Source organism: Sphingomonas faeni, from assembly GCF_003053745.1.
GTDB lineage: Bacteria > Pseudomonadota > Alphaproteobacteria > Sphingomonadales > Sphingomonadaceae > Sphingomonas > Sphingomonas faeni.
Genome location: NZ_QAYE01000004.1, coordinates 98,387 through 124,559 on the forward strand (window position 1 = coordinate 98,387; position 26,173 = coordinate 124,559).

The 26,173-nt window shown below is 65.7% G+C and carries 24 protein-coding genes; 11 read left to right on the forward strand and 13 right to left on the reverse strand.

Annotation, left to right across the window (positions count from 1 at the left end; all coding sequences use genetic code 11):
• Positions 1-205: 205 nt before the first annotated feature.
• The 6 genes from C8J25_RS08780 to lgt all read right to left on the reverse strand — a co-directional run bounded on the left by C8J25_RS08780 (position 206) and on the right by lgt (position 5,833).
• Positions 206-724: a phosphoribosyltransferase gene (locus tag C8J25_RS08780; protein ID WP_107954099.1), complete on the reverse strand. Its 519-nt coding sequence runs from the start codon at positions 722-724 to the stop codon at positions 206-208.
• Positions 725-883: 159 nt separating this feature from the next.
• Positions 884-2,230: a cystathionine gamma-synthase family protein gene (locus C8J25_RS08785; protein WP_107954100.1), complete on the reverse strand. Its 1,347-nt coding sequence runs from the start codon at positions 2,228-2,230 to the stop codon at positions 884-886.
• Between the two features lie 90 nt (positions 2,231-2,320).
• Complete coding sequence (pgeF, locus tag C8J25_RS08790; protein ID WP_107954101.1) at positions 2,321-3,094, reverse strand: peptidoglycan editing factor PgeF; 774 nt, start codon at positions 3,092-3,094, stop codon at positions 2,321-2,323.
• Positions 3,095-3,248: 154 nt separating this feature from the next.
• Positions 3,249-3,761 carry a GNAT family N-acetyltransferase gene (locus C8J25_RS08795; protein WP_107954102.1) on the reverse strand — a complete coding sequence of 171 codons (513 nt, stop codon included), beginning with the start codon at positions 3,759-3,761 and terminating at the stop codon, positions 3,249-3,251.
• Positions 3,758-4,846 carry a class I SAM-dependent methyltransferase gene (locus C8J25_RS08800; protein WP_107954299.1) on the reverse strand — a complete coding sequence of 363 codons (1,089 nt, stop codon included), beginning with the start codon at positions 4,844-4,846 and terminating at the stop codon, positions 3,758-3,760. Before C8J25_RS08800 ends, C8J25_RS08795 begins: the two co-directional genes overlap by 4 nt.
• 51 nt (positions 4,847-4,897) lie before the next feature.
• Positions 4,898-5,833: a prolipoprotein diacylglyceryl transferase gene (lgt, locus tag C8J25_RS08805; RefSeq protein WP_107954103.1), complete on the reverse strand. Its 936-nt coding sequence runs from the start codon at positions 5,831-5,833 to the stop codon at positions 4,898-4,900.
• 37 nt (positions 5,834-5,870) lie between these two features.
• Here lgt and C8J25_RS08810 point away from each other — a divergent pair, with 37 nt between their 5' ends.
• The 4 genes from C8J25_RS08810 (at position 5,871) to phbB (ending at position 11,660) form a co-directional block, all read left to right on the forward strand.
• Complete coding sequence (locus C8J25_RS08810; protein ID WP_107954104.1) at positions 5,871-7,559, forward strand: class I adenylate-forming enzyme family protein; 1,689 nt, start codon at positions 5,871-5,873, stop codon at positions 7,557-7,559.
• 157 nt (positions 7,560-7,716) lie between these two features.
• Complete coding sequence (locus C8J25_RS08815; RefSeq protein ID WP_107954105.1) at positions 7,717-9,903, forward strand: xanthine dehydrogenase family protein molybdopterin-binding subunit; 2,187 nt, start codon at positions 7,717-7,719, stop codon at positions 9,901-9,903.
• A complete protein-coding gene (gene hemH / locus C8J25_RS08820) occupies positions 9,900-10,907 on the forward strand; it encodes a ferrochelatase (RefSeq protein ID WP_107954106.1) in 1,008 nt (335 codons plus the stop codon). Before C8J25_RS08815 ends, hemH begins: the two co-directional genes overlap by 4 nt.
• 30 nt (positions 10,908-10,937) lie before the next feature.
• Positions 10,938-11,660, forward strand: coding sequence for an acetoacetyl-CoA reductase (gene phbB / locus C8J25_RS08825; protein WP_056066403.1), 723 nt, complete (start codon positions 10,938-10,940; stop codon positions 11,658-11,660).
• Between the two features lie 403 nt (positions 11,661-12,063).
• Here the strand turns inward: phbB and murA are convergent, their stop codons facing one another.
• Positions 12,064-13,347, reverse strand: a complete 1,284-nt coding sequence (gene murA, locus C8J25_RS08830) for a UDP-N-acetylglucosamine 1-carboxyvinyltransferase (RefSeq protein ID WP_107954107.1) — start codon at positions 13,345-13,347, stop codon at positions 12,064-12,066.
• A 251-nt stretch (positions 13,348-13,598) separates the two neighbouring features.
• On the opposite strand from murA, the gene C8J25_RS08835 reads away from it, so the two are divergent.
• Positions 13,599-14,282 carry a Crp/Fnr family transcriptional regulator gene (locus tag C8J25_RS08835; RefSeq protein WP_244186955.1) on the forward strand — a complete coding sequence of 228 codons (684 nt, stop codon included), beginning with the start codon at positions 13,599-13,601 and terminating at the stop codon, positions 14,280-14,282.
• Between the two features lie 165 nt (positions 14,283-14,447).
• Here C8J25_RS08835 and clpS read toward each other — a convergent pair whose 3' ends face one another.
• From clpS to C8J25_RS08850, 3 genes are all read right to left on the reverse strand, one after another.
• Positions 14,448-14,798: an ATP-dependent Clp protease adapter ClpS gene (clpS, locus tag C8J25_RS08840; protein WP_056066412.1), complete on the reverse strand. Its 351-nt coding sequence runs from the start codon at positions 14,796-14,798 to the stop codon at positions 14,448-14,450.
• A 193-nt stretch (positions 14,799-14,991) separates the two neighbouring features.
• Complete coding sequence (locus tag C8J25_RS08845; protein ID WP_167397694.1) at positions 14,992-15,441, reverse strand: phasin family protein; 450 nt, start codon at positions 15,439-15,441, stop codon at positions 14,992-14,994.
• A 333-nt stretch (positions 15,442-15,774) separates the two neighbouring features.
• Entirely contained in the window at positions 15,775-17,493 is a 1,719-nt protein-coding gene (locus tag C8J25_RS08850; RefSeq protein ID WP_107954110.1) for a PHA/PHB synthase family protein, read from the reverse strand.
• Between the two features lie 471 nt (positions 17,494-17,964).
• Here C8J25_RS08850 and C8J25_RS08855 point away from each other — a divergent pair, with 471 nt between their 5' ends.
• Genes C8J25_RS08855 through C8J25_RS08865 form a run of 3 tightly spaced genes read left to right on the forward strand, consistent with a single transcriptional unit; the run spans position 17,965 to position 20,388 of the window.
• The gene (locus C8J25_RS08855) at positions 17,965-19,173 is read left to right on the forward strand and encodes an LL-diaminopimelate aminotransferase (protein ID WP_093398371.1); all 1,209 of its coding nucleotides are present in this window, start codon (positions 17,965-17,967) and stop codon (positions 19,171-19,173) included.
• An 11-nt stretch (positions 19,174-19,184) separates the two neighbouring features.
• The gene (locus tag C8J25_RS08860; protein WP_107954111.1) at positions 19,185-19,961 is read left to right on the forward strand and encodes a sulfite exporter TauE/SafE family protein; all 777 of its coding nucleotides are present in this window, start codon (positions 19,185-19,187) and stop codon (positions 19,959-19,961) included.
• A gap of 1 nt (position 19,962) precedes the next feature.
• A complete protein-coding gene (locus tag C8J25_RS08865) occupies positions 19,963-20,388 on the forward strand; it encodes an acyl-CoA thioesterase (RefSeq protein WP_107954112.1) in 426 nt (141 codons plus the stop codon).
• An 86-nt stretch (positions 20,389-20,474) separates the two neighbouring features.
• On the opposite strand, the gene C8J25_RS08870 is transcribed toward C8J25_RS08865, so the two are convergent.
• Complete coding sequence (locus tag C8J25_RS08870) at positions 20,475-20,897, reverse strand: winged helix-turn-helix transcriptional regulator (RefSeq protein ID WP_107954300.1); 423 nt, start codon at positions 20,895-20,897, stop codon at positions 20,475-20,477.
• 184 nt (positions 20,898-21,081) lie between these two features.
• Between C8J25_RS08870 and C8J25_RS08875 the strand changes: the two genes are divergently transcribed.
• The 3 genes from C8J25_RS08875 (at position 21,082) to C8J25_RS08885 (ending at position 24,654) form a co-directional block, all read left to right on the forward strand.
• Entirely contained in the window at positions 21,082-21,411 is a 330-nt protein-coding gene (locus C8J25_RS08875; protein ID WP_107954113.1) for a CC_3452 family protein, read from the forward strand.
• Positions 21,412-21,458: 47 nt separating this feature from the next.
• Positions 21,459-23,564: a RelA/SpoT family protein gene (locus C8J25_RS08880; RefSeq protein WP_107954114.1), complete on the forward strand. Its 2,106-nt coding sequence runs from the start codon at positions 21,459-21,461 to the stop codon at positions 23,562-23,564.
• Positions 23,565-23,631: 67 nt separating this feature from the next.
• Positions 23,632-24,654: a glycosyltransferase family 2 protein gene (locus C8J25_RS08885; RefSeq protein ID WP_107954115.1), complete on the forward strand. Its 1,023-nt coding sequence runs from the start codon at positions 23,632-23,634 to the stop codon at positions 24,652-24,654.
• Between the two features lie 272 nt (positions 24,655-24,926).
• On the opposite strand, the gene C8J25_RS08890 is transcribed toward C8J25_RS08885, so the two are convergent.
• Together C8J25_RS08890 and C8J25_RS08895 are read right to left on the reverse strand one after the other, a co-directional pair.
• Entirely contained in the window at positions 24,927-25,655 is a 729-nt protein-coding gene (locus C8J25_RS08890; RefSeq protein ID WP_107954116.1) for a class I SAM-dependent methyltransferase, read from the reverse strand.
• 30 nt (positions 25,656-25,685) lie between these two features.
• Positions 25,686-26,111, reverse strand: coding sequence for a GtrA family protein (locus tag C8J25_RS08895; RefSeq protein WP_175518124.1), 426 nt, complete (start codon positions 26,109-26,111; stop codon positions 25,686-25,688).
• Between the last annotated feature and the right edge of the window lie 62 nt (positions 26,112-26,173).

The following is a 26,173-nucleotide window of genomic DNA, read 5'->3' on the forward strand; positions in this document are numbered from 1 at the left end:
GACGGCTTTGCCGACGTCGCGCCCGTTCGAGCCACCCAACCAGTTTCCCAGTTCCCTCGCGTAGCGTATCGAGGGCGAGGGCCGGCTTCCCGTACGGGAGCCGGCCCTTTGTTCGTCTATCGTTTTCCGGCGAACGCAGGAATCCAGGGTTACTCGGCCCAGCCCCCGAGACCCTGGGCTCCTGAGTTCGCAGGAGAACAGGACATTACGCGATCCGCTCAGGCACTTCGGCCGCATCCTCGGCAATCGCAGCCGCCGGCGCCACCGCCTCCCACGGAAACACGAACCAGTCCTTCGTCACAGCCCGGTCGATCGTCCGCGCACAATACTCGATCCGCTCGGCCGAACTGACGTTGTCGATCAGCATCGCAAATCGCACCGCCCCCTCGACAGCACCCGCCGCTGCCAGCGCGCGCCGCAGATGCGTGATCGTCCGCCCCGAATCATTAATGTCGTCGACAAACAGCAGCCGCTCGCCCCCTCGCGTCCGCGCGGCAAGTTTCACCAGCGGTTCGTCGGCAAAGTCCTTCACCTGGCTCGAATAATCGACCGACAGCGTCGGCAGCCCGATCGCATGGCTAAGGAATACCGCCGGCACGAGCCCGCCACGGCCGATGCCGATGATGTAATCGGGTTTCCACGCGGTATCCTCGACCAGCTTGGCGGCGAGGATGTGGACCGCAGCGACGAACTCGTGCTGCGGGATAGGGGTAAAGATCGGCATCGACAGGATGCTAGCGGGTCATGACGAAGACTTCACCCAAAACCCGCCCGCCTTGCGCCATAGATGTAACGCCCACTCCTTGTTTCCCCGCGAAGGCGGGGACCCAGACTGGGCTCCCGCCTTCGCGGGAGAACAAGAAGCGGGGGTTGTTTTAGCAGCTCAAATTGTATCCAGCGCCTGCTCGAAATCGGCGATCAGATCGTCCGGATCCTCTACGCCGATCGAGATTCGCACGAGGTTGTCCGTGATCCCCAGCGCCTGCTTCCGCGCATCGGGCACCGACAGATGCGTCATGCCCGCAGGATGGCTAGCCAACGTCTCGGTCCCACCAAGCGAAACGGCCAGCTTGGCGATCTTGAGCGCATCGAGAAACGCGAAGCTCTCGCGCTCGCCGCCCTTGAGATACAGCGAGAAGGTCGAGCCCCCGCCGGTGCAATGGCGACGATAGATATCCGCCTGCCGCTCCATACCCGGCTCGTCCTCGAGGAAGCCGAGATACGCGACCCGCTCCACCTTCGGATGGTGGCGGAGAAAAGCGCAGACCTTCGCGGCATTCTCACCTGCACGGCTCATCCGCAGTTCGAGAGTCTCCAGCGATCGCAACAGCATCCACGCGGTATTCGGATCGGTGATCGTCCCGATCGTGTTCCGCATCGTCCGGATCGTGTTGATGTGCTCCTTCGTGCCCAGCACGCCGCCGGCGACGAGATCCGAATGCCCGCCGACATATTTGGTCAGCGAGTAGACGACGATGTCGGCGCCATGCTTGAGCGGCTGGAACCACAGCGGCCCGAGGAACGTGTTGTCGATCGCGATCGGCGGCTTTTCACCCTTGAAGATCGCGTCGCGGCTGGCCGCGACCGCCTCGACGTCGACCAGCGCGTTGGTCGGGTTCGCCGGGCTTTCCAGATAGATCAGCGCGACGTTGCCCGTCGCCGCCTCGGTCATCACCGCATCGATCTCTTCACGAGTCGCACCCGCCGGAAAGTCGAGCCACTTCACGCCGAACTTGCCAAGCACGCGACCGATCAGCGTCTCGGTCGCCGCGTACAACGGTCCCGAATGGACGATCGTGTCGCCCGGCTTGACCATCGCGAGGAACAGCGTCGCGATCGCCGACATGCCCGACGAGAAAGCGAGCGCGTCCTCAGCCTCTTCCCAGACGCCCAAGCGATCCTCGAGAATCTCCTGGTTCGGCCCGTTGAAGCGCGAATAGACGAGGCCCTCGGCACCACCCGGACGCTTGCCGGTCACGCCTTCGAAGTGACGCTTGCCCGCCGCCGCGTTGGGGAACACGAACGTCGAGGTGAGGAAGATCGGCGGCTTCAGCGAGCCTTCCGACAGCGCGGGGTCGTAACCGTGGCCCATCATCAGCGTCGACGGCTTCAACTTGCGCCCGCCGATCTTCTCGACCTCGGGCTTCGGCGCGACGCGCGCCGCTACGCCGGTCAGGTCCGCTTCTGTCTCAGCGGGTACGGCGCCGGCGTTTTCGGGGGTATCGGACATCAATATGCTCCTGCGTGGCCCGTCTTATGCGAGCCGATGTGCGGAGCCTAAACGACCGGCGAGGGCTTTGGGAACCGTTACGGCCTCCCGTTACAGGCCGATGATGCTGATCTGACGCCCATAGGAGGGCTCACCGCGATGGGTCGCGCGCCGATAGCTGAAAAAGCGATCGTCGTCGGTGTAAGTGTCGAGCCCAAGCGCCTCGATCCGATCGATCCCAGCGACCGCGAGCCGGCTGACGACATAGGCCTCCAGGTCGAACTGGTAATGATCGCCCCTGTTCTCGACGGCGCGACCGTCCGCGAAGAAGCGCTCGTTCTCCGGATCCGCCTCGCAGAACCGGCGGATGAAGCCGTCGTCGACCTCGTAACTGGCGCGCGCGATGCACGGCCCGACCGCGGCGACGATCCGGTCGCGGTGCGCACCGATCGCCTCCATCGCGAGGATCGTCGCATCGGTGACGCCGCCGAGCGCGCCTTTCCACCCGGCGTGCGCGGCCGCGACGACACCGGCCTCGCGGTCGGCGAACAGCACCGGCGCGCAGTCCGCGGTGAGGATGCCGAGCGCGAGGCCGGGACGGTTGGTGACCAGCGCATCGGCATGCGGACGGATCGCGTCGTCGAACGGCTCGATCACGGTGACCGCGTCGGCGGAATGGACCTGATACAGACCGACCAGCTTCGCGCCGGGTAGAACGACTTCGGTCGCGCGACGACGGTTCTCGGCAATGGCGGCGGGGTCGTCGTCGGACCCGATGCCGACATTGAGGCTCGCATACGCCCCGGTCGAAACGCCGCCACGCCGTCCAAAAAAGCCGTGCGGGATGTCGCCAAGCGCTTTCGCGCGGATGAGGTCGATGGTCATTTCAGGTCACCTAACATCAAACACATCCCCACCCCGGCGGAGGCCGGGGCCCAGTTGGGTGACGTTGTTAACAGCAGACATCGCGCCGTTACCAAGACCTTTCCAACTGGGCCCCGGCCTCCGCCGGGGTGGCGCTCCTGAAAGGTAACGACCATCACAACACGAGCCGCATGATCCGGTCATCGTCAGGCTGCTCCCCAACCATGAACACATACCGCCCGATCTCGACGAACCCGTAACGCTGATAGAACCGGTGCGCCCGGTGATTTTCCACATACACGCTGAGGATCATCTCCGTCCGCCCATCGGCGCGCGCAACATCGATCGCCCAGTCCATCAACGCAGGGCCGACACCCGCACCATGCTGGTCACCCCGCACATAAAGCTGGTGAAGTTCGATCGCCGCCGCCGGCCAGTCGCCCGGAAATGCCACCGGGCCGATCTTCGCAAACCCAACGATCGCACCCGCCTCGTTCACCGCGACCCGCACCGTGAAGGCAGGATCGGACAGTTGCGCAGGCAACCCCGTCTCACCGAACGTCTGGTCGAGGAAGGCGGCAAGGTCTTCAGGCCGGTACAGCGTACCGAACGTGTCGGTAAACGAGCGCTTCGCCATCGCGGCGAGTTCTGCGCCATCAGCGGGCACGGCATCACGATAGGCGATCATGCAAACGCCGCCGGCGTCGGCCAAGTCGGCGCGGTGATCGCCAGCGCTTTGAAAAGCGTGCCCATATCGTCCATCAACCTCCTTCGATCCGCTGCCAATGCTTCCGCTCGCGCAGGCGACGCCTTGGCGAGTGCCGACGTCCGCGAATCGATGCCGAGCGCACCGAGCAGGTCGCGCTGCGTCACCGGCCCCCAAGCAACAGCCCCCTCGGCCTGTGCCGCGGCGGCGAGCGTGGTGAAGTCGACATGCGCGGTCAGGTCATGCTCGCCCGGCGCATCGAACGGATTGGCGAACGCATGCCCACGCACCGCCTGCAACGTGTCGCCGAGCGCCGGCCCCTCATAGCCATAGTCGACCGCGATCAGCGCACCGCCCTGCGCGGCGATCCGCTTGGCGAGACCGCGAATGATCGTCACGGCAGCAGGCGAGGTTTCGAGGATCGAACCCGCGGGCGCGTCCCGAAACGGCTCGGGAATGACGGCATCCGGAAGCGGCTTGCCAGCGATCGGCAGGAACAGCAGGTCCTGTGCCGCGACCAGACGTTCGTGCCACTGCTCGCGCTTCACCAATTGCCGGATCGGCAGCGCGTCGAAGAATTCGTTGGCGACGACGATCAGCGGCCGATCGGTCGGCAGCGTATCGACCGCGTCGTGCCACGTGGCAGCGGGCACCCGCTCGGCTTGAGCTTTTCGCAACGCCGGGCTGGTCTCGACGAAATGCACCGGCGGCTCGAGCCCCGCCTTCGCCATCGCCCGCGCGGCGTCGGCAGCAAGCGTCCCGCGACCCGGTCCCAACTCGACCCACGCGACATCCGGCCGACCCGAGCGGTCCCAAAGATCGGCACACCACAAACCGACAAGCTCGCCGAACATCTGGCTGATCTCAGGCGCAGTGGTGAAGTCGCCCCCCGCCCCCAACGGATCGCGCGTCGCATAATAGTGCGCGTTCGCCGCCGCCATATACTGCGCGACGGGGATCGGACCCGCGAGCGCAATCGCGCGGGCGAGGCGTTCGGGGAGGGCGGTGTCTATCCCCCTTCCGCTTGCGGGAGGGGTTAGGGGAGGGGCTGGATTATCGTTGGCCATGACATTTGCGGCCATGCCCTCCCCCAACCCCTCCCGCAAGCGGAAGGGGCGTCAGGCGACGCTCGCCGTCCCCGCGATCGATTCGACCCGCACGCGGCGCTTGGCCGACGTAGCCACCAGATACGCGCCACCGACGATCATCGGCACGCACAGCCACTGCCCCATGTGCAGCCCGGTATGCTCGGCAAACGCCCGCAGCTGCGAATCCGGCTCGCGGAAGAACTCGACGGTAAACCGCGCGATCCCGTACCCCAGCACGAACAACCCGACGAGCTTGCCCGGATCATAGCGCGCCCTGGTCTTCCAGAACGCGAACCAGAGCAGCGCGAACAGGACCACGCCCTCCAGCCCCGCCTCGTACAGCTGGCTCGGATGCCGCGCCGGCTCGACCATGCCGAACGGCACGGTACGCTCGAAGATGATACCCCAAGCGACGTCGGTCGGCTTGCCCCACAGCTCGCCATTCACGAAGTTCGCCAGCCGCCCGAAGAACAGCCCGAACGGTACGCAGCACGCGATATAATCATGCACGCGTAACCAGTTGAGCTGATGCTTCCGCGCGAACAGGATCAGCCCGATCGACGTGCCGATGACACCGCCGTGGAACGACATGCCGCCGTCCCAGAGCCGGAAGATCCGCAGCGGGTGCAGGAACATCTCGGGCGCGTAGAAGATCACATAACCGAGCCGCCCGCCGAGGATGATGCCGAGCGTCGCGTAGAACACCAGGTCGTCGGCATGTCGCCGCGCCATCGGTGCGCCGGGCTGGGCGAGCAGCTTCAGCAGATACCACCAGCCGAGCAGGATCCCGCCGATATAGGCAAGGCTGTACCAGCGCAGCGTGAAGAATCCGATCGAGAAGACGTCGGGATGCAGCCCGAGATCCTCGAAGCGGATGTGACTGCCGACGGCAGGCGCTACGGCGCCCGCAGCGGCGGTGATGGTCGACAGGATCAAAGGCTTTTCCCCACGCGTTCGCCCCTGCATAAAGGCCGATAACGATAAGACCAAGTAGGAGAGCGATATGCGGACCGAGCTGGACCTGGCTATGGATTCGACGATGGCCGCGCTGACCGCGCCCGACGGCATGCTGGCGCTCGGGTCGGCCGAGCGGTTCGGCGTGACGCTGCCGACGATCGCCGCCGCGCCGCCCGCACTCAGTTACTATTTCGCGCACTACGCCAACGAGCACCGCGACGCCGTCTTCTTGGTATCAGGCGCCGAGCGCCTGACGTTCGGCGAGGTCTACGCGGCGGCCGAGAGCACCGCCCGCGCCCTCGTCGGCGGCTACGGCATCGCCAAGGGCGACCGAGTCGGCATCGCGATGCGCAATTCGCCATCGTGGATCGTCCTGTACATGGGCATCATTATGGCCGGCGGCGTCACGACGCTGCTCAACGGCTGGTGGCAGTCGGAGGAACTGGAGACCGCGATCGGCGAGGTCGATTGCACGCTCGTGTTCGCCGATCCGCCGCGCGTAAAGCGCCTTGCCCAGATCGCGGGCCTACGCGCGCCGGTCGTCGAGATCGACGATTCGCGCCCGCTTGCCGAAGCGCTCGAGCAAGTGCTGGCGAAGGACGACCACACCGCCGAGCTGCCGCTGCTCGGGCCCGAGGATCATGCGACGATCCTGTTCACGAGCGGATCGACCGGCCAATCGAAGGGCGCGCTCTCCGAACACTGTGCGGTCGTGCAGGGCATCTTCAACTATCTCGGCCAGGCGATGATGATGGTCGGCATCGCCACCGCGCAAGGCAATCCGCCGGTCGGCCAGCCGGTCACGCTGCTGACGATCCCGCTGTTCCACATCACCGGCGAGGTTCCCGTGTTCCTCCAGAGCTTCGCGATGGGGCGCAAACTCGTGCTGATGCCGAAATGGGATGCTGGCGAGGCAATGCGGCTGATCGAAGCGGAAGGCGTCACCTATTTCGTCGGTGTGCCCTTGATGAGCTTCGAGATCCTAAACCACCCCGACCGCGCGAATTACGACCTCTCGACCGTCACCGATTTCGCCGCAGGCGGTGCCCCACGCCCGGTCGATCACGTCCGCCGCATCGACGAGGAAATGGGCGGAAGCGCGCCGCTGATCGGCTACGGCCTGACCGAAACCAACGCGGTCGGCACCGGCAACTGGCGCGGCAATTATCTCGCCAAGCCCAATTCCGCCGGCCGCCCCGGCGCGCCGTTGGTCGATCTCGCGATCCTCGACGATGCCGGCCACTCGGTCGACCAGGGCCAGCGCGGCGAGGTCTGCATCCGCACGATCTGCAACTTCAAGGAATATTGGAACCGCCCCGACGCGACCGCCGCCGCGTTCACGTCGGACGGCTATTTCCGCACCGGCGACATCGGTTACCTCGACGAGGACGGCTATCTGTTCATCGTCGATCGCAAGAAGGACATTATCATCCGCGGCGGCGAGAACATCTCGTGCCAGGAGGTGGAGGCTGCGTTGTACGAGCATCCAGCCGTCGCGGAGGCTGCCGTCTTCGGCCTCGCAGACGAGCGCTTCGGCGAGGTCCCCGGTGCGGTAGTAGTGCCACAGGACGGCGAAACGCTGACCTCCGACGACCTGACCGCGTTCCTCCACCAGCACATCGCCGCATTCAAAATACCGCAGCGGATCTGGATTTCGGAAGAGCCGCTGCCAAGACTGGGGACGGAAAAGATCGACAAGGTCTCGCTCAAGGCCACGTATCGAGCGATGGCCTAATATCCCTCGCCCCTTCGGGGAGAGGGAGGGAGGAGCCACTTGGCGACGGAAGGGAGAGGGGAGTGAGACTCCCGGCAGAGTCCCGGAGACCCACTCCCCCTCATCCGCCGCTTCGCGCCACCTTCTCCCCGTGAGGGAGAAGGATTAGAGCCACCTCATGATCAACAGGCGTGAGATTTTAGTCGGCGGCGGCGCAGGGATCGGGCTCGTCGTTGCCTGGAGCCTCTGGCCACGAACATACGCCCCAAACCTCGTCGCCAACCCCGGCGAAACCCCGTTCGGCGCGTGGCTCAAGATCGGCACCGACGGCCACGTCACCGTCGCCGTCCCGCAGGTCGAGCACGGCCAGGGCGTTTACACCACCCTCCCCCAGATCGTCGCGGACGAGCTCGGCGCGGACTGGCGCACGATCGGCGTCGAGCCCGCCCCGCTCAACCCGCTCTACGCCAACCCAATCGGCACGCACGACCTGTTCGAAGGCCTGTTCGACCGCCTCCCGCAAGGCACCCCGCAACCACCGATGCTCACCGGCGGATCGAGCTCGATCCGGATGTTCGAGCAGGCCTGTCGCGAGGCCGGCGCGGGCGCCCGCGCACTGCTCTGCATGGCGGCGGCCAAGCGCTGGGATGCCGACTGGACCCAGGTCAACGTCGACGCCGGCTTCTGCACCTACCAAGCCAAGCGCATCCGCTTCGCCGAACTCGCCGAGGAGGCCGCGAAGTTTACCCTCCCCGATCCCCTACCGCTCGGCATCCAGGGCGCCGGCAAGTTGGTCGGCAAATCCGTCCCCCGCCTCGACACCCCCTCGAAAGTCGACGGCTCGGCTAACTTCGCAGGCGATGTCCGCCTCGCCGACATGGTCCACGCCGCAATCCGCCAAGGCCCCGTCGGCGGTCGCCTGACAAGGGTCGACCGCGCCGCCGCCGACCGCATCCGCGGCGTGCTGTCGGTAGTCGAGAACCCGCGCTGGGTCGCGGCCGTCGCGACGACAGGGTGGGCCGCGCAAAAGGCTCTCGACGCGCTCGCCCCGCGGTTCGAGAACGATACCCCCCTCCCCGATACCAGGTCGATCGACGCAGCACTCGACGCCGCGCTAGCCCGTCCCGGCACGCAGATAGCGTCCGCAGGCGATGTCGCCGCAACCTTCCAGGGCGCCAAGCTCGTCACCGCAACCTACCGCGCTGGCCTCGGCCTGCACGCAGCGATCGAGACCCGCAGCGCAACCGCGTCCTTCTCCAACGGCCGCCTCGAACTCTGGCTGGCAACGCAAGCGCCGGGGCTCGCACGATCGGCAGCAGCGCGCGCGGCGGGCCTCAGCGAAGACGCCGTCGTCGTCCACCCGATGCTCATCGGCGGATCATTCGGCGTCGCACTCGAACACGACGTCGCCGAACAAGCGGCGGTGCTGGCGGTAAAGCTACGACGCCCGGTCAGCCTCGTCTGGTCGCGCGGCGAGGATTCGCTCCACGATCACTACCGCCCACCCGCCGTCGCGAAGATGGCCGCACGGCTCGCCCCCAACGGCGCGATCATGGGCTGGTCGGCAAACATCGCCGCCCCCTCCACCGGCGCCGAGATGGCAGGCCGGATGATGCCGGGCCTCCCGACCGAAGCCGCGCTGATCGGCGTCAAAGGCGATCGCTACGCCGTCGCGGGCGCGACGCCCGTCTATCGCATCCCAGCCTTTGCGATCGAGCACCACCCCGCCGAAATCGGCATCCCGACCGGCCACCTCCGCGGCGGCGCGCATGGCTACACCGCATTCTTCACCGAATGCTTTCTCGACGAACTCGCGCGCGCCGCGCAGTCCGAACCGATGTCGTTCCGCATCGCCATGCTCGGCGGCGAACCGCGACTCGCACGCTGCCTGTCGACCGCCGCAGCGCTCGGCGGATGGGACGGCGGCGTAGCCGGCAGCGGCCAGGGGATCGCAGCCCACGCCTTTCGCGGCAGCTACATCGCGGTCATGGCAGAGGCGCACATGGGGCCCGACCAGCGCCCGGTCGTCGACCGCCTCGTCGCCGCGGTCGACTGCGGCGCGCAGATCAACCCTGATATCGTCCGCCAGCAGATCGAGGGCGGGCTGATCTTCGGCATGGCCTCCGCACTCGGAGCCTCCACGGGCTTCACCCGCGGCCTCGCCCACGCACGCGGGTTCGACACGATCAGCCTGCCCCGCCTCGCCGACACGCCCGACATCACGGTCGAGGTCATCCGCAGCGACGAGGCCCCCGGCGGCGTCGGCGAACTCGGCGTCCCCGCGGTCGCACCGGCGATCGCGAACGCGCTCTATGCGTCAACGGGCTTCCGCATCCGCAATTTGCCTTTAAGACCAGCGCCATGACCCTGCCCCCCGATCATCCCCCGATTCCGAAACCCAAGATCGGCGTGTTGCTGATGAACCTCGGCACGCCCGATGGCCCCGATGCGAAATCGGTGAAGCGCTATCTCGGCGAGTTCCTGTCCGATTCACGCGTCGTCGAGATCCCGCAGATCGCGTGGCAGCCGATCCTGCGTGGCATCATCCTCAACACGCGCCCGAAAAAATCCGCGCACGCCTATTCGCAGGTCTGGCGCGAGGACGGCTCGCCGCTCGCCGCGATCACGCGGTTGCAGGCCGCCGCGCTGAAGGATTCGTTCGGTCCGGAAGTGCTGGTCGACTGGGCGATGCGCTACGGCAATCCGTCGATCTCGGACCGGCTGACCGCGATGAAAGCTGCGGGCTGCGAACGCATCCTGCTTGCGCCGCTCTACCCGCAATATTGCGCAGCAACGACCGCGACCGCGAACGACAAGGCGTTCAAGCATCTCGCCGGGCTTCGTTGGCAGCCGGCGATCCGCACACTGCCGCCTTACTATGACGACACGCTCTATATCGACGCGCTGAAGGACTCGCTCGAAGAGGGGCTGTCGGCGCTCGATTTCACCCCCGACGCGATCGTGGCCAGCTTCCACGGAATGCCGAAGCGGACGTTGCAGCAGGGCGATCCATATCATTGCCACTGCCAGAAGACCGCGCGGCTGCTCGGCGAGCGGATGGGGCGCGAGCTTACGATCGCGTTCCAGTCGCGGTTCGGGCCGCAGAAGTGGCTGGGGCCGGCAACCGACGAGACGCTCGTCGCGCTCGCCAAGGCGGGCAAGACCAAGGTGGCGATCTTCGCGCCCGGCTTCTCCGCCGATTGCCTGGAGACGCTGGAGGAACTGTCGATCCGCGGTCGCGAGAGCTTCGAAGAGGCTGGCGGGACGCACTTCGCCTATCTCCCCTGCCTCAACGACAGCCCGGTCGGCGTGGAAATGTTGCGCAGCATTTTGGCGCGCGAGCTTGAAGGATGGGTGCGGGCTGGCTAGCCTCCCACAAAACACTGAGGAGAGAGACTGATGGCACGCGTCGCAATTGTAACCGGTGGTACGCGCGGAATCGGCGAAGCGATCAGTCTCGCATTACAGGACATGGGCCTGACCGTAGCGGCTACCTATGCCGGCAACGACGACCGCGCCCGTGAGTTCACCGAGCGTACCGGGATCAAGGCATACAAGTGGGACGTCGCCGACTACGACGCGTGCCAGGCCGGCTGCGCGCAGGTCGCCGCCGATCTGGGCGACGTGGACATTGTCGTGAACAACGCCGGCATCACCCGCGACGGCACCATCCTGAAGATGACCTACCAGGATTGGAAAGAGGTGATGGACACCAATCTTGGCGGTTGTTTCAACATGGCCAAAGCCGTCTTCCCCGGCATGCGCACGCGCAAATGGGGACGGATCGTCAACATCGGCTCGATCAACGGGCAGGCCGGGCAATATGGCCAGGTGAACTATGCTGCAGCCAAGTCCGGCATCCACGGCTTTACGAAGGCCTTGGCACAGGAAGGCGCGCGCGCGGGCGTGACGGTCAACGCGATCGCGCCGGGATATATCGATACGGACATGGTGGCGGCGGTGCCGGCCGACGTGCTGGAGAAGATCGTCGCGAAGATCCCGGTCGGGCGACTTGGCCAGGCGACCGAGATCGCGCGCGGGGTTGCGTTCCTGTGCTCGGAGGAGGGCGGATTCGTCACCGGGTCGACGCTCAGCATCAATGGCGGGCAGCACATGTACTGACGGGCGCAGGCAGCGCAAAGCGCCGCCGATGCCCGCGAGCAAAGCGAAGCGGGCAGCGCCCGGCACGGCCGGCGGGTCGGCTAGCCGAACCCGTCCGACGGCGGCTTTGCCGGCGGCGCTGAGTAGATGTCTACCGGATAACCAAGGACGGTACTGCTTGATCCTGGGCCCCCTCCCCCGCGGGGGACCTAAGAAGGATTGCGCTGTTTAAACCGAACCCCGCAGCGTCCGCGGCGAACAAGAGTGCCACCACAAAATGCCCAGCATCCTGCTCCCTCTCCCCTCGGGGAGAGGGCCGGGGTGAGGGGCTGTTCCAGGCGCAGCATTGCTTGGCTGCCCCTCACCCAACCCTCTCCCCTAAGGGGAGAGGGTTACCCCGGCTCAAACTAAGCCCCAGCCACAATCACCCGTCGCTGGCGCGCTCGATATCAGCACCCACCGCGCTCAGCTTCTCCTCAAGCCGCTCATACCCGCGATCCAGGTGGTACACCCGCCCAACCGACGTCTCGCCATCCGCCGCAAGCCCGGCCAAAATCAAGCTCATCGAAGCCCGCAGGTCGGTCGCCATCACCTGCGCCCCGACCAGCTTGTCGACGCCGCGCACCACCGCGGTCCGCCCGCGCACCTGGATATCCGCCCCCATCCGCGCCAGTTCCGGCACGTGCATGTAGCGGTTCTCGAAGATCGTCTCGGTCAGCACGCTGGCGCCGTCCGCCTTGCACAGCATCGCCATGAACTGCGCCTGCATGTCGGTCGCGAACCCGGGATACGGCGCGGTCGACAGCGTCAGCGGCTTCAGCACGCCGTCCGACGCGACCCGCACGCCGTCCTTGGTCGGCGTCACCGATACGCCCGCCTCGACCAGCGCATCGATCGTCGCGCCCATGTCCGGGATCGCCACGCCCACCAGCTCCAGGTCGCCGCCGGTGATCGCCGCCGCGCAGGCATAGCTGCCCGCCTCGATCCGGTCGGGCATCACGGCATAGGTCGCGCCGTGCAGCCGGTCGCGGCCTTCGATCGTCAGCGTCTCGGTGCCGATCCCGTCGATCGACGCGCCCATCGCGACCAGGCAGTTGCACAGGTCGACGATCTCGGGCTCGCGCGCGGCGTTCTCGATCACGCTCGTGCCCTTGGCGAGCACTGCCGCCATCACGACGTTCTCGGTCGCGCCGACCGACACGATCGGGAAGCGGTAGCGTCCGCCCGGCAGGCGCCCGCCCGGCGCGATCGCCTTCACATAGCCCGCCGCCATCTCCAGCTCGGCGCCGATCGCTTCCAGAGCGCGCAAATGCAGATCGATCGGACGATTGCCGATCGCGCAGCCGCCCGGCAGCGACACCGTCGCCTCGCCGCCACGCCCGAGCAGCGGCCCGAGCACCAGGATCGACGCACGCATCTTCCGTACGATGTCGTAAGGCGCCTCGGTCGAGGTCAGGTTACCCGCACGGATCGTCATCACCCGGCCGAAATCCTCCGGCCGCGTGCCCTGGATCGCGGTCGACGCGCCGAGCTGGTTGAGCAGATGGCCGAAGCCGTCGACATCCGCCAGCCGCGGTAAATTGCGCAGCGTCAGCGGCTCTTCGGTCAACAACGCGCACGGCATCAGCGTGAGCGCGGCGTTCTTCGCGCCGGAAATGGGCAAGCGCCCGGACAGGCGATTGCCGCCGCGAATGAGAATACGGTCCATCCCGGGTGTCTATCGCGGCTGGCGTTCTGCGCAAGGGCCGCGCATCGATCGGGCGACAGGCGGATGCTGGCCGGGGGTCGAGTCCCGCGTCGGGACCGGGCGCGCCTTCCGAAGCGCTAACACACCCCGCTTGATCGACTTTAATGCGCGGAAATCCTAGCTTTGCTCTGTGGTTCTCGAACATTGGGGACCATTACAGAGTGCCGGACAGCTGCTTCGCCGACCGCGTCGGCGATCTCATCGACCTGTCGATGAACGAGAAGGCTGCGTTAGCGCGGTTGGAGGAGCGCCCGCGAGACTTGCGTCGCGGTGCCGTCCTCGTGCGCGAGAATGATCCGCAGGCCGAACTCTTCATCCTGCAACGTGGCATGGCGATGAGCTATGTGCTGCTCGACGACGGCAGCCGCCAGATTTTGCGCTTTCTCTATGCCGGCGACATGCTGGCGGTCTCCGCGCTGGTCTATCGCGATTCGCCCGAGACGGTGGTCGCGCTGACCGACTGCACGGTCTGTTCGTTCGATCGGTCGGCGATGACCGGGCTCGTCACCGATCACCCGCGGCTGTCGGCGTTGATCATGGTCATGAACCAGATGGAGAAGGTCGCGCTGACCGACCGTCTCGCCGCCCTCGGCCGGACCTCGGCCAAGGCGCGGATCGCGGCGTTGCTGCTCGAAATGCGCAACCGCCTGCGGATGCGCGATCGCGCGACGGGCAACAGCTTCACGCTCGGGCTGACGCAGGAGGAGATCGGCGACGCCACAGGCCTCACTGCGGTCCACGTCAACCGCATGTTGCGACAATTGGAAGAGGACGGCCTGATTCGCCGCGAGATGGGCCGAGTGACGTTGCTCAACGAGGTGCAATTGGCGCAGGCCGCGAACTACATCGACCGCTTCGAAGGGCTCGACCTGCGCTGGTTGCCGCCAGCGCGGTAACCCCTTCCTTCAGTCCTCCCCCGCAAGGGGGAGGTGGCTGGCTCTTGCCAGACGGAGGGGGAGGATACTGAACAGCGGTTGGCGCTTGCCTCCCCCTCCGTCACCTTCGGTGCCACTTCCCCCTTGCGGGGGAGGATCAAGACAGATCACCTCAAACGGTAAGGCTCACGCCTTCTCAAGCGTGCACTGCAGCGGATGCTGGTTCTGCTTGGCGAAATCCATCACCTGCGACACCTTCGTCTCCGCTACCTCGTAGCTGAACGTGCCACATACCCCGACGCCCTTCTGGTGGACGTGCAGCATCACGCGAGTCGCGGCCTCCATGTCCATCCGGAAGAAGCGCTGGAGGCACAGCACGACGAATTCCATCGGCGTATAGTCGTCGTTGAGCATCAGCACGCGGTACGGCGTCGGCTGTTTTGTCTTCGCGCGAGTCTTGGTCGCGATGCCGGCGCCGGTGCCGCCCCCGGTGCCATCATGGCCGTCCTCTCCATTATCGTCGCGGCGCTCGGCCATCTGCTCGCCCGTCCGCTGGGGAGTCGTCATTTCAGGGGTCAAAAGCATGCTGCCAAAATATGGCATGCCGGGGGGCAAGGGCAAGGGGGCGCTGGCACCCGTCACGCGAAAACCGCAAACGCAAAAGGGGCGACCGTCGCATGACGGCCGCCCCTTTCTCGTCACCTGCCGGCCGAAGCCGGCATCGCGTGACTTAGGCCGAGATCTTCATCTTGTCGGTCGCGACCGCAACGCGGTTCGAGATCGGCTGTGCGAACTCGCCGAACATCTTCAGCATCCGCTCGGTCGAGCGCGAGCCCTCGGCGATCATCGTGTCGAACGCGGTGCGCGCATAATCGCCCTGAAGCTTCATGAACTCGGCGGGCGACTTGGCGGCGGCGAGCGTCTTGGCGGCTTCGGTCGCGCTCTCGAACGAGGTCTTGGCGTACTCAGCGGCTTCCTGGCCGAGAGCCTCGACGTTCTTCGCGGCGATCTTCGACGACTCGACGAGCGCCTCGATGTTGCCCTTGCCGAATGCGACGAAATCTTCCGCCATCTTCGCCGACTTCTCCATCGCGCCCTTGGCTTGCTCGTTGAATTCGGCGGTGTTCGCGCCGCTGAAGAGGGCCTTGGTCTTCTCGGTGATGCTCTGGATCGTGTCCATTATGGCGTCCTTTGTTTCGCTGGCTGGGATCCCCGATGGCGCGGCGGCCTGAATCGGGGCGGGAATGTCCGTGTGCGGCAATACAAAAGCAGCCGCGAGAGGTTGAGGTGCCGACGTCTTGGCGATCGGCTCGGGTGCCGGTTTCGCCGGCTTGACGACGGTCCGAGGAGCCTTCGCGATGGCGGCAGGCTTCGAACCGGCCTTGGCCGTCCGTTTCACGATATCCACCATCCACGCACCTCTCTTCGGAGTTATGTCGCGGTCTTCATACACGATTCGCGGCGCCGCACAATAAAATTGTGCACTGCACCATGACGCAAACGTAAGGTAGCGCTATCGGCTCTTCACATACTCGCCGGGCGCCTCGCCAAGCGCCTTCAGAGCCCCCTCTCCCGGTAGCCGCGCACCGTCTGCGGCCACCGTCTCGGCATCAAGCGTGCGCAACCATTCGACCCAGTCCGGCCACCAGCTGCCCTTCGTCTCGGTCGCACCGGCAACGAAGTCGGCGAGCGTCGTGTGCGCCCCCGGATGGGTCCAGTATTGATACTTCCCGGCAGCCGGCGGGTTGACCACGCCCGCGATATGCCCCGACCCCGCCAGCACGAACTTCAGCGGCCCGCCGAACAAGTGCGTGAGTTTCCAGACGCTTTCGGCTGGCGCGATATGATCCTCGCGCCCCGCCTGGACATAGCTCGGCGTGGAGACCTTGGTCAGGTCGATCGGCGTACCGTCCACCGTCATCGTGCCCGTCACCAGCAGATTGTCGCGGTACAGGTCGGTCAGATAGCTTAGATGCCATTTCGCGGGCAGGTTGGTCGTGTCGCCGTTCCAGTGGAGCAGGTCGAACGGCACGTAATCCTGCCCCAGCAGGTAATTCTGCGTGACGTAGTTCCAGATCAGGTCGCGGCCGCGCAACAGGTTGAACGTCGTCGCCATGTACCGCCCGTCGAGGACCCCCTCGGGCGACAGCGATGCGACCATCTTCAGCTGTTCGTCGTCGATGAAATGCTGCAGTTCGCCCGCCTGCGCGAAATCGACCTGCGCGGTGAAGAACGTCGCGCTAGCCACTTTCGCCGCCTCGTTACGCGCCGCTAGCAGCGCCAGCGTTGCCGCCAGCGTCGTCCCCGCCACGCAATAGCCGATCGTGTGCACCGCCGGCACGTCGAGCGCGGCGCGAACCGTATCGATCGCCTCGACCTGCGCGCCGACATAGTCGTCCCAGACCACGTCCTTCATGCTCGAATCGGCGGATTTCCACGACACCATGAACACGGTGATGCCCTGCTCGACCGCCCAGCAGATGAAGCTCTTCTCCGGCGTCAGGTCGAGAATGTAGAACCGGTTGATCCACGGCGGAAAGATGACCAGCGGCGTCGCCAGCACCTTGTCGGTGGTCGGGCTGTACTGGATCAGCTCGTAGAGCGGCGTGCGTTTCACCACCTTGCCCGGCGTCATCGCCAGGTTGCGCCCGAGTTCGAACGCGCCGTCGGGCGTATGCGTCACCTGCCCGCGGGCAAGATCCGCCATCATGTTCTGCAGGCCCTTCAACAGATTCTCGCCGCGCGTCTCGATCGTCTTCTCGATCACCTGCGGGTTGGTCAGCGCGAAATTGGTCGGGCTCATCGCATCGACGAACCCCTTGGTCGCGAACCGCAATTGCTCCTTCTGCTTGGGGTCGAGCCCGTCCACCGCCTCGACGCCGCGCAGCATGTGGTCGCCGATCAGCTGATAGCTCTGCCGGATCAGGTCGAACACCGGCTCGCGCCACTGCGGCGCCTTGAAGCGCTTGTCGGTCACCGGCGCGGGTTCGGGCGCCTTGGCGGGATCGAGAAACCGCTGCCACAGCGTCAGGCTCTCGGTCCAGAAATCTCGCGCGCGCTCCAGTGTCGCGGGGTCGCTGAAGCCGGGGATCGCCGGGATTCCCTCGGGCTTGGCCTGCATCGCGGCGAGCCCCTGCTCCATCATCATCTGCTGCGCACGCCCCATCACCCACGTCCAATGCTGGAGATCGGGCAGGGTCGGCGTGGAGGCGTCGGGAGGAGTATCGGCCATGGCATCCTCTGGTTTTTCGGGAGCTTAGCCGAGCGATCGGCCAAGCGGAAGGACGTGTGGATTCAACCACGCCGCCCGCAACCCCACCCGTCATCCTGACGAAAGTCAGGACCCAGAGCCGCAAACGCCTACGCCCGTGACCCTGGGTCCTGACTTTCGTCAGGATGACGGAGGATGTGTGGGGAGCGGACCGTACACAAACTCCGTCACCCCAGCGAAAGCTGGGGTATCCCAATTGTCGAAGGGTACGGCGCGAACCGGGATACCCCAGCGTTCGCTGGCGTGACGGAATCTGGTGGGGAGCGGACCATACACAAACCCCGTCACCCCAGCGAAAGCTGGGGTATCCCAATTGTCGAAGGGTGCGGCGCGAACCAGAATACCCCAGCTTTCGTCCCCTCGACGAATGAGGCGGATGACGCCCCCGCTCACCTGCGGTACAGCACCCGCTCCTCCAGCTAGAGGCTGATCATGTCCGAAGACTTCTACCGCATCAAACGCCTGCCCCCCTATGTCATCGCCGAAGTGAACGCGATGCGGGCGGCGGCGCGCGCGGGCGGGGAGGACATCATCGATCTCGGCATGGGCAACCCCGACCTGCCGCCCCCCGAGCACGTCATCGAGAAGCTCGTCGAAGTCGCGCGCAAGCCTAGCGCGCACGGCTATTCGCAGTCGAAGGGCATCCCCGGCCTGAGGAAAGCGCAGGCGAACTATTACGGCCGCCGCTTCGGCGTCGACGTCGATCCTGAGACCGAGGTCGTCGTTACGATGGGCTCGAAGGAAGGCCTCGCGAGTCTGGCCACCGCGATTACTGCGCCCGGCGACGTCGTGCTCGCGCCCAACCCGTCCTATCCGATCCACACCTTCGGCTTCATCATCGCCGGCGCGACGATCCGCGCGGTGCCGACCACGCCCGACGAGGCGTATTTCGAGAGCCTCGAGCGCGCGATGGCGTTCACCGTGCCCGCGCCGTCGGTGCTGGTGATGGGCTATCCGTCGAACCCGACCGCCGAAGTCGTCGACCTCGCCTTCTACGAGCGCGTCGTTGCGTTCGCCAAGAAGCATAAGCTGTGGGTGATCTCCGACCTCGCTTATTCGGAGCTGTATTTCGACGGCAAGCCGACGCCCTCGATCCTCCAGGTCCCGGGCGCGAAGGACGTCGCGATCGAGTTCACCTCGCTCAGCAAGACCTATTCGATGGCCGGTTGGCGGATGGGCTTCGGGGTCGGCAACAAGACGCTGATCGCGGCGATGACTCGCGTGAAGTCGTACCTCGATTACGGCGCGTTCACGCCGATCCAAGCCGCCGCCTGCGCCGCGCTCAATGGCCCGCAGGACATCGTCGAGCGCAACCGGCAGCTTTATCACAAGCGCCGCGACGTATTGGTCGAGAGCTTCGGCCGCGCCGGCTGGGACATCCCGAGCCCCCGTGCGAGCATGTTCGCGTGGGCACCACTGCCACCGGCGCTCGCGCATTTAGGCAGCCTTGAGTTCACCAAACAATTGCTGACTCACGCGCACGTCGCGGTGGCCCCAGGTGTCGGCTACGGCGAGAACGGCGAGGGCTATGTGAGGATCGCGATGGTCGAGAACGAACAGCGGCTCCGCCAGGCGGCGCGCAACGTGAAGAAATATCTCCAGTCGATGGGCGTCAATACGCCTGCGCGTGGCGCTGGCTGACCTTCGCCAGCGTGGATATCAACCTGTTATATTCGGTGGCCGGCGTGCTCGTCGGCCTCATCGTCGGGCTGACGGGTGTCGGCGGCGGGTCGCTGATGACGCCGCTGCTGGTGCTCGTCTTCGGCTTCCACCCCGCCACCGCGGTCGGCACCGACCTGCTCTACGCCTCGGCGACCAAGACGGTCGGGACGACGGTGCATGGCTGGCGCGGCACGGTCGACTGGCGCGTCGTGCGCAGGCTCGCGACCGGTAGCGTCCCCGCGGCGATCGCGACGTTGCTGGTGCTCAACCATCTCGGCGAAAAGTCGTCCGACACCGGCCACGCGATCACCGCCGTGCTCGGCGTCACGCTGATCCTCTCGGCAGTCGCGACCTTCTTCCGCGGCAGGATCGTCGCGTGGCTGACCCCGCGGATCGGCACGGTCGGCGGCGAGCGGCAGGCGATGCTGACCATCCTGCTCGGCGCAGTCTTGGGCGTGCTGGTGTCGCTGACCTCGGTCGGTGCCGGCGCGCTGGGCATGACCGCACTGCTGATCCTGTACCCGACGCTGCCGATCAACCGGCTGGTTGGCTCCGACATCGCGCACGCCGTACCGCTGACCTTGCTCGGCGGGATCGGCCACTGGATCCTCGGCTCGGTCGACGTCGACCTGCTGGTGTCGCTGCTGATCGGCTCGATCCCCGGCATCATCGTCGGCAGCCTGATCGCGACGCGTGTCTCCGACCGCGTGCTGGTCCCCGTGCTCGCGACCGTGCTGGCGCTGGTCGGCGTGAAGCTGATCTTCTGACATGCGGCCGGGCTTCGCCTTCTCGACCAGGTTCCGCGTGCGCTATGCCGAGATCGACGGCCAGCGCATCGTCTTCAACTCGCGCTATCTCGAATATGCCGACGTCGCGGTTACCGAGTTCTGGGAATGGACCGGGATCGCGGAGGCTCTGCCAGACGTCTGGCCGACCACCGAGTTCAACGTGCGGCGGACGGAGATAGATTATCTCAAGCCTTTCCGCCTGGGGGATACAGTCGAGGCGTTCGTGCGGATCGAGAAGCTCGGTACGACGAGCCTGACGAAGCGGTTCGAGCTCGCGCATGCGGAGACGGGGGAATTGCACACGGTCATCACCATGGTCAGCGTGCATGTAGATCTGGAAACGGGCCGCCCGGTGACGTTGCCTGATGCGATCCGCACGGTACTGGAAACGCTACCCGCCCAATAACCCGTAGATAGCATGTTCCCCCGCGAAGGCGGGGGTCCAGACTGGGCTCCCGCCTTCGCGGGAGAACAAGGAGGAGCCGCCGCGGATTACTCAGCCGCCTCAGCCTCCACCCCATCCCCGGCAACTTCTCCCGGAAGCGCCCAGATCAAATCCCCCTTACTCAGCACGCGCCCATCATGCGACCGCACCGACACCGGCTGCAACGGCCGCCGATCGCGCGCGTCGACCAGGATCGGGAACGCCGGCACGCACGTCTCCCACCGCTCGCCCCATTGCCGGAGCGCGATCATCGTCGGCAACAGCGCAAACCCCTTGTCGGTCAGCCCATACGCAATCTTGCGCCGATCCTCCGGAATAGTCCGCCGCTCCAGAATCCCGTGCTCGACCAGCCGCGCCAGCCGGTTCGCCAGGATATTACGCGCAATCCCCAGTTCCGACTGGAACTCCTCGAAATGATGCAGGCCGTTGAACGACGCGCGCAGAATAAGGAACGACCAGCGCTCGCCCATCGCCTCCAGCGCGGCAGGCAGGCTGCATTCGAGCAAGGGTTCGCGCAATTTTCCCACGGCGTCTTCCTTATTGGACAGCAACGGTACCGCATAAAAGGCAGAAGCGAAATGCTCCTCCGATTTCAGTTGCAACTCGAAACTAATCGGAATAGGTCTCGATTAGAAACCTTTTAGGAGTCTACCGATGTCCGTCATCACCCGCGCCCTTCTGACCGCCGTTCCCGCCCTGACGACGGGGTTCGCCGCACTGGTCGCGACACCGGCATCGGCTCAGACCCCCACCAATTATTATGTAGCCGTCCCGGCCGCCGCGCCCACTTCCACCCGGCTGATCACCAACGGCACGCCGTGGCGCTGGGAGAATGCGGCGTTCGTCTCCAGCAAGGCACCGCAGCGCGACGTGATCCTCTGCGCCACGGTCGCCAAGCGCGTGGGGCCGCTCGCCAGTTTCACGGTCGCGGGCAAGGCCTATGACGCCGACGCGCTCGCCACGTGCAACAACCACGCGAAATAACGAGGAATTTGTTGCAATGCATCGCAACCCGGCCCCATCTATAAGCCGTGTTGCGCCAATATGAACTGGTCGATCGCGTCCTCGACTACGATCCCGATGCCGATGAGGCGCTGCTGAACCGCGCCTATGTCTTCTCGATGCAGGCGCACGGGAGCCAGAAGCGCGCGAGCGGCGATCCGTATTTCAGCCATCCGATCGAGGTGGCCGGGATCCTGACCGACCTCCATCTCGATGCCGAGACGATCGCCACCGCGATCCTCCACGACACGATCGAGGACACGGTCGCCACGCCCGAGGAGATCGAGCGACTGTTCGGTGCTTCTGTCGCACGCCTCGTCGACGGCGTGACGAAGCTCAGCAAGATCGAGGCGCAGACCGAGAACGAACGCGCCGCCGAGAATTTGCGCAAATTCCTCCTCGCGATGTCCGACGACATCCGCGTGCTGCTGGTGAAGCTCGCCGACCGCCTGCACAACATGCGGACGCTCCACCATATCGCCAAGCCCGAGAAGCGCCGTCGCATCGCCAAGGAGACGATGGACATCTACGCGCCGCTCGCCGAGCGGATCGGCATGTACGAGTTCATGCGCGAGATGCAGTCGCTGGCGTTCGAACAGCTCGAACCCGAAGCCTCCGAATCGATCAACCGCCGCCTCGAACAGCTCAAGAAGGGCGACGGCGACCGCATCGCCAAGATCGCCTCCGGGCTAAAACTGGTGCTGTCGCGCGCGGGCGTCGAGGCGGAGATTTCGGGACGCGAAAAGCATCCCTACTCGATCTTCCGGAAAATGTCGGAGCGCCACATCAGCTTCGAACAGCTGTCCGACGTCATGGCGTTCCGCGCGATCGTCCCGACCGAGGAGGATTGCTACCGGGTGCTCGGGATCATCCACCAGCGCTGGCCGATGGTGCCGGGCCGGTTCAAGGACTACATCTCGACGCCCAAGCGCAACGGCTATCGCTCGCTGCACACCTCGGTGATCCATGCCGACAGCGCGCGGATCGAGATCCAGATCCGTACCGCCGACATGCACGCACAGGCCGAATTCGGGCTGGCGGCACACTGGGCGTACAAGCAGCAGATCAACGGCAGCGACCGGCAGGTCAGCTGGATTCGCGACCTCGTCGAGATTCTCGACACCGCCGAGAGCCCGGAAGAGTTGCTCGAACACACGCGGATGGCAATGTACACCGATCGCATCTTCGCGTTCACGCCGAAGGGCGAACTGATCCAGCTACCCAAGGGCGCGACCTCGATCGACTTCGCCTATGCGGTGCACACCGATCTCGGCGACCAGGCGGTCGGCGCGAAGGTCAACGGCCGAGTCGTGCCGCTGTCGACGGTGATCGAGAACGGTGATCAAGTGCAGATCCTGCGCTCGAAGGGCCAGTCGCCACAGCCGCAATGGCTCAACGTCGCGACCACCGGCAAAGCGCTTGCCGCGATCCGCCGGCACCTCCGCCAAAAGGAGCGCATCGAGCAGGTCGCGCTTGGCCGGACATTGTACGACGACATCGTCACGCGGCTGCCTGCGCAGATCGGCACGGATGCGCTGAGCCACGCGCTGAAGCGGCTGAAGCTGCCCGATGATTCGTCGCTGATGGTGGCGATCGCGCGGCGCACCTTGTCCGATGCGGCGGTGATGGAAGCGCTGATGCCGGGCTCGGCGGGTGCGGACGTGACGCATGCGCTGGCGCCGCAATCGAGCGCGATCTCGATCAAGGGCCTGACCCCCGGCGTCGCCTACGACTTGGCGACGTGCTGCCATCCCGTGCCGGGCGACCGGATCGTCGGGTTGCGCCGGCCCGATGCCGGGATCGAGGTCCACGCGATCGACTGCAAGGTCCTCGCCGAACTCGCCGAGCGATCGGAAAACGAGACCGACTGGGTCGACGTCGCCTGGGGCGACAAGACCGAAGGCGCCGTCGCACGCATATCGGTGATGGTGAAGAACGAACCGGGCTCGCTCGGCATCGTCTCGACGATCATCGGCGGGCACAAGGCGAACATCATCAACCTGCGGCTCGATACGCGCGACAAGAGCTTCCACACCAACGAGATCGACGTCGAGGTGCACGACGTGCAGCAATTGATGCGGCTGATGGCGGGGCTGCGGGCGGCGGATGCGGTGCATACCGTGGAGCGGGTGTAGAGTTTGTTGCTTTTGGCTTCCCACATCTTTCAATGACGACAGACAAACCCGACGCTAGACGGGGCGAATGAACCGTCCCGCGTTATCGATCGTCGTCCCCTGCTATAACGAGGCGGCGTGCCTCGACATCCTGCATGCGCGCATTTCCGGCGCCGCGAAGGTCGCGGTCGGCGACGATTACGAGATCGTCCTGATCAACGACGGCTCGCGCGACGACAGCTGGCCCGTCATGCAGCGTCTGGCCGCCGCCGATCCGCGACTCGTCGCGATCAACCTCTCGCGCAACCACGGTCACCAGCTCGCACTCACCGCCGGGCTCGATCTCTGCGCCGGCGAGCAGATTCTGATCATCGACGCCGATCTCCAGGACCCGCCCGAACTGCTGTCAGACATGCGCGCGGCGATGGCGGCAAGCCAGGCCGACGTCGTCTACGCGGTGCGTCGCCAACGCGCGGGCGAAACCGTGTTCAAGAAAGCCACTGCCGCTGCGTTCTACCGCCTGCTGACCCGGATGACCGAGACGCCGATCCCGCTCGACACCGGCGACTTCCGCCTGATGAGCCGGCGCGCGCTCGATGCATTCCTGTCGCTCCCCGAGCAGGCCCGCTTCATCCGCGGCATGGTCGCCTGGATCGGGTTCAAGCAGGTGCCCTTCCCCTATGACCGCGCCGAGCGACTCGCGGGGGAGACGAACTACCCGCTGGCGAAGATGATCCGGCTCGCGTTCGACGCCGTCACCGGCTTCTCCACCGCCCCGCTGCGCTTCGCCAGCCACGCAGGGCTCGCGCTGACCGGCGTGTCGCTGCTCCTGTTCGTCTACATCGCGATCGGCTGGCTCTCGGGCAGCGCGGTACAAGGCTGGACCTCGACGATGCTCGTCACGGTGTTCCTGGGCGCGGTGCAGATGTTCGTGCTGGGCATGATCGGGGAGTATCTCGGGCGACTATACGTCGAGTCCAAGCGCCGGCCGCTGTATATCGTCGCCGACGTGGCAGGCCCGATCCAGGGGAAGGCGACGTTGGGATTCCGTGCGGAGCCGGTGGAAGTAGCGCGGTTGCCTGACAGCTCCCTTCCCTTCCACCCGGAATAACGAACGCGCCTGCCGATCACAACACCACCCCGGCGAAGGCCGGGGCCCAGTTGGAAAGGTCGCAGTAACGAAGCGCACCCGAAGTTAGCAAGGTTACCCAATTGGGCCCCGGCCTTCGCCGGGGTGGTAGCTTATGAAAGTCGCTAAGCGTTCAAATCCGCCCCCACCCCCCGTTCGTGCTGAGCGAAGTCGAAGCACCTACGCACGTGGCCTGTCCTTCGACTTCGCTCAGGACGAACGGACAAAGGGGCGTGGCAGTCCCCGAACCTAGCTTACCGCGGCACCGCCAGCGTCACGATCGAGACGCCCGGCGTCATCGGCAGGCGACCGACCATGTGGCGTTCCAGGCGGAAGATCTTCTCGAACAGCGCGTTTACCAGCTTGGGCGGCGGGGAGTCGTCGCTGTCGTCGCGGCCGGAGAGGCGGCCGGCGATCCGCGCCGCGGCCGCCAGCGGGAACAGCAGCGAGTTGAAATAGCCGAGCTTTTCGGGCTTCAGGCCCGCCGTCTCGATCGCTGTCTTGAGCGTGGCCTTCGAATAGCGACGGTGGTGGTGGTTCACCACGTCGTGCGCGCTCCAGAGCCACGCATGCGCAGGCACAGCGATCAGGATCTTGCCGCCGGGCGCGAGGCAATCGGCCATCGCCTTCAGCGCGGCGACGTCGTCCTCGATGTGCTCGACCACGTCTAGGACCGCGATCAGGTCGTAATGCTTGCGGGGCACCCCCGGCAGCTCGGGCAAAGGCGCCGCCCCCACCGGCTTCCCCAGCCGCTCGCTCGCGATCTCGCGCGCCGCCGGATCAATCTCGATCGCGTCGATCTCACCGAACTCGGCCAGCATCGGCAGGTTATGCCCGGTGCCACAGCCGATCTCGAGGATCTTCGCATCCTTCGGCAACGCGCCGTAGCGTGTCAGGTAATCCGCCAGGATGTCGCGGCGGGCGCGGTACCACCAGTGGGTGGAGTCATGCGCGGCCATCCGGTCGTAGACGATGCGGTCCATTAAGTGTCGGCCCTGCGGTTGAAGTTCATGTCAGTTGAAAACCCAGAAACGGTTGAGCACGAACGTCACGATCGCAGCAAGAAAAACGGCGGGGATCAACGGGATCCACGGATGCAAGTGCAGCAGCGCCGTACCGATCCAAGTGATGACCGCATTGAGCGCTAGCCCCGAGCCCTGGACGATCACGAACTTCACATGACGACCGGCGCCCGGCTCCTTCGCATGCCCCTTGAAGCTCCAGCGGCTGTGCAGGAAGAAGCCTACCACCACCGCGACGGCAAACGCGAACGGCACCGCGGCCACCGCCTGGCGGGGCGGGAACACGTACGCGGTCAGCGGCAGGTAGACGAGCGAATAGACGACGCTGGAAATCCCGCCGGCGATCCCGAAGCGCACGAGCTGGCCGAGCACGCCGCTCGCCCGCATCTGCTCCATCTGTCGCCAAATCGCCTGCATGCCCGCCTTGTTCTTTACCGATACCGCGATAGAGCGGCGCCGAAGACAAGCCCGCGCATCTA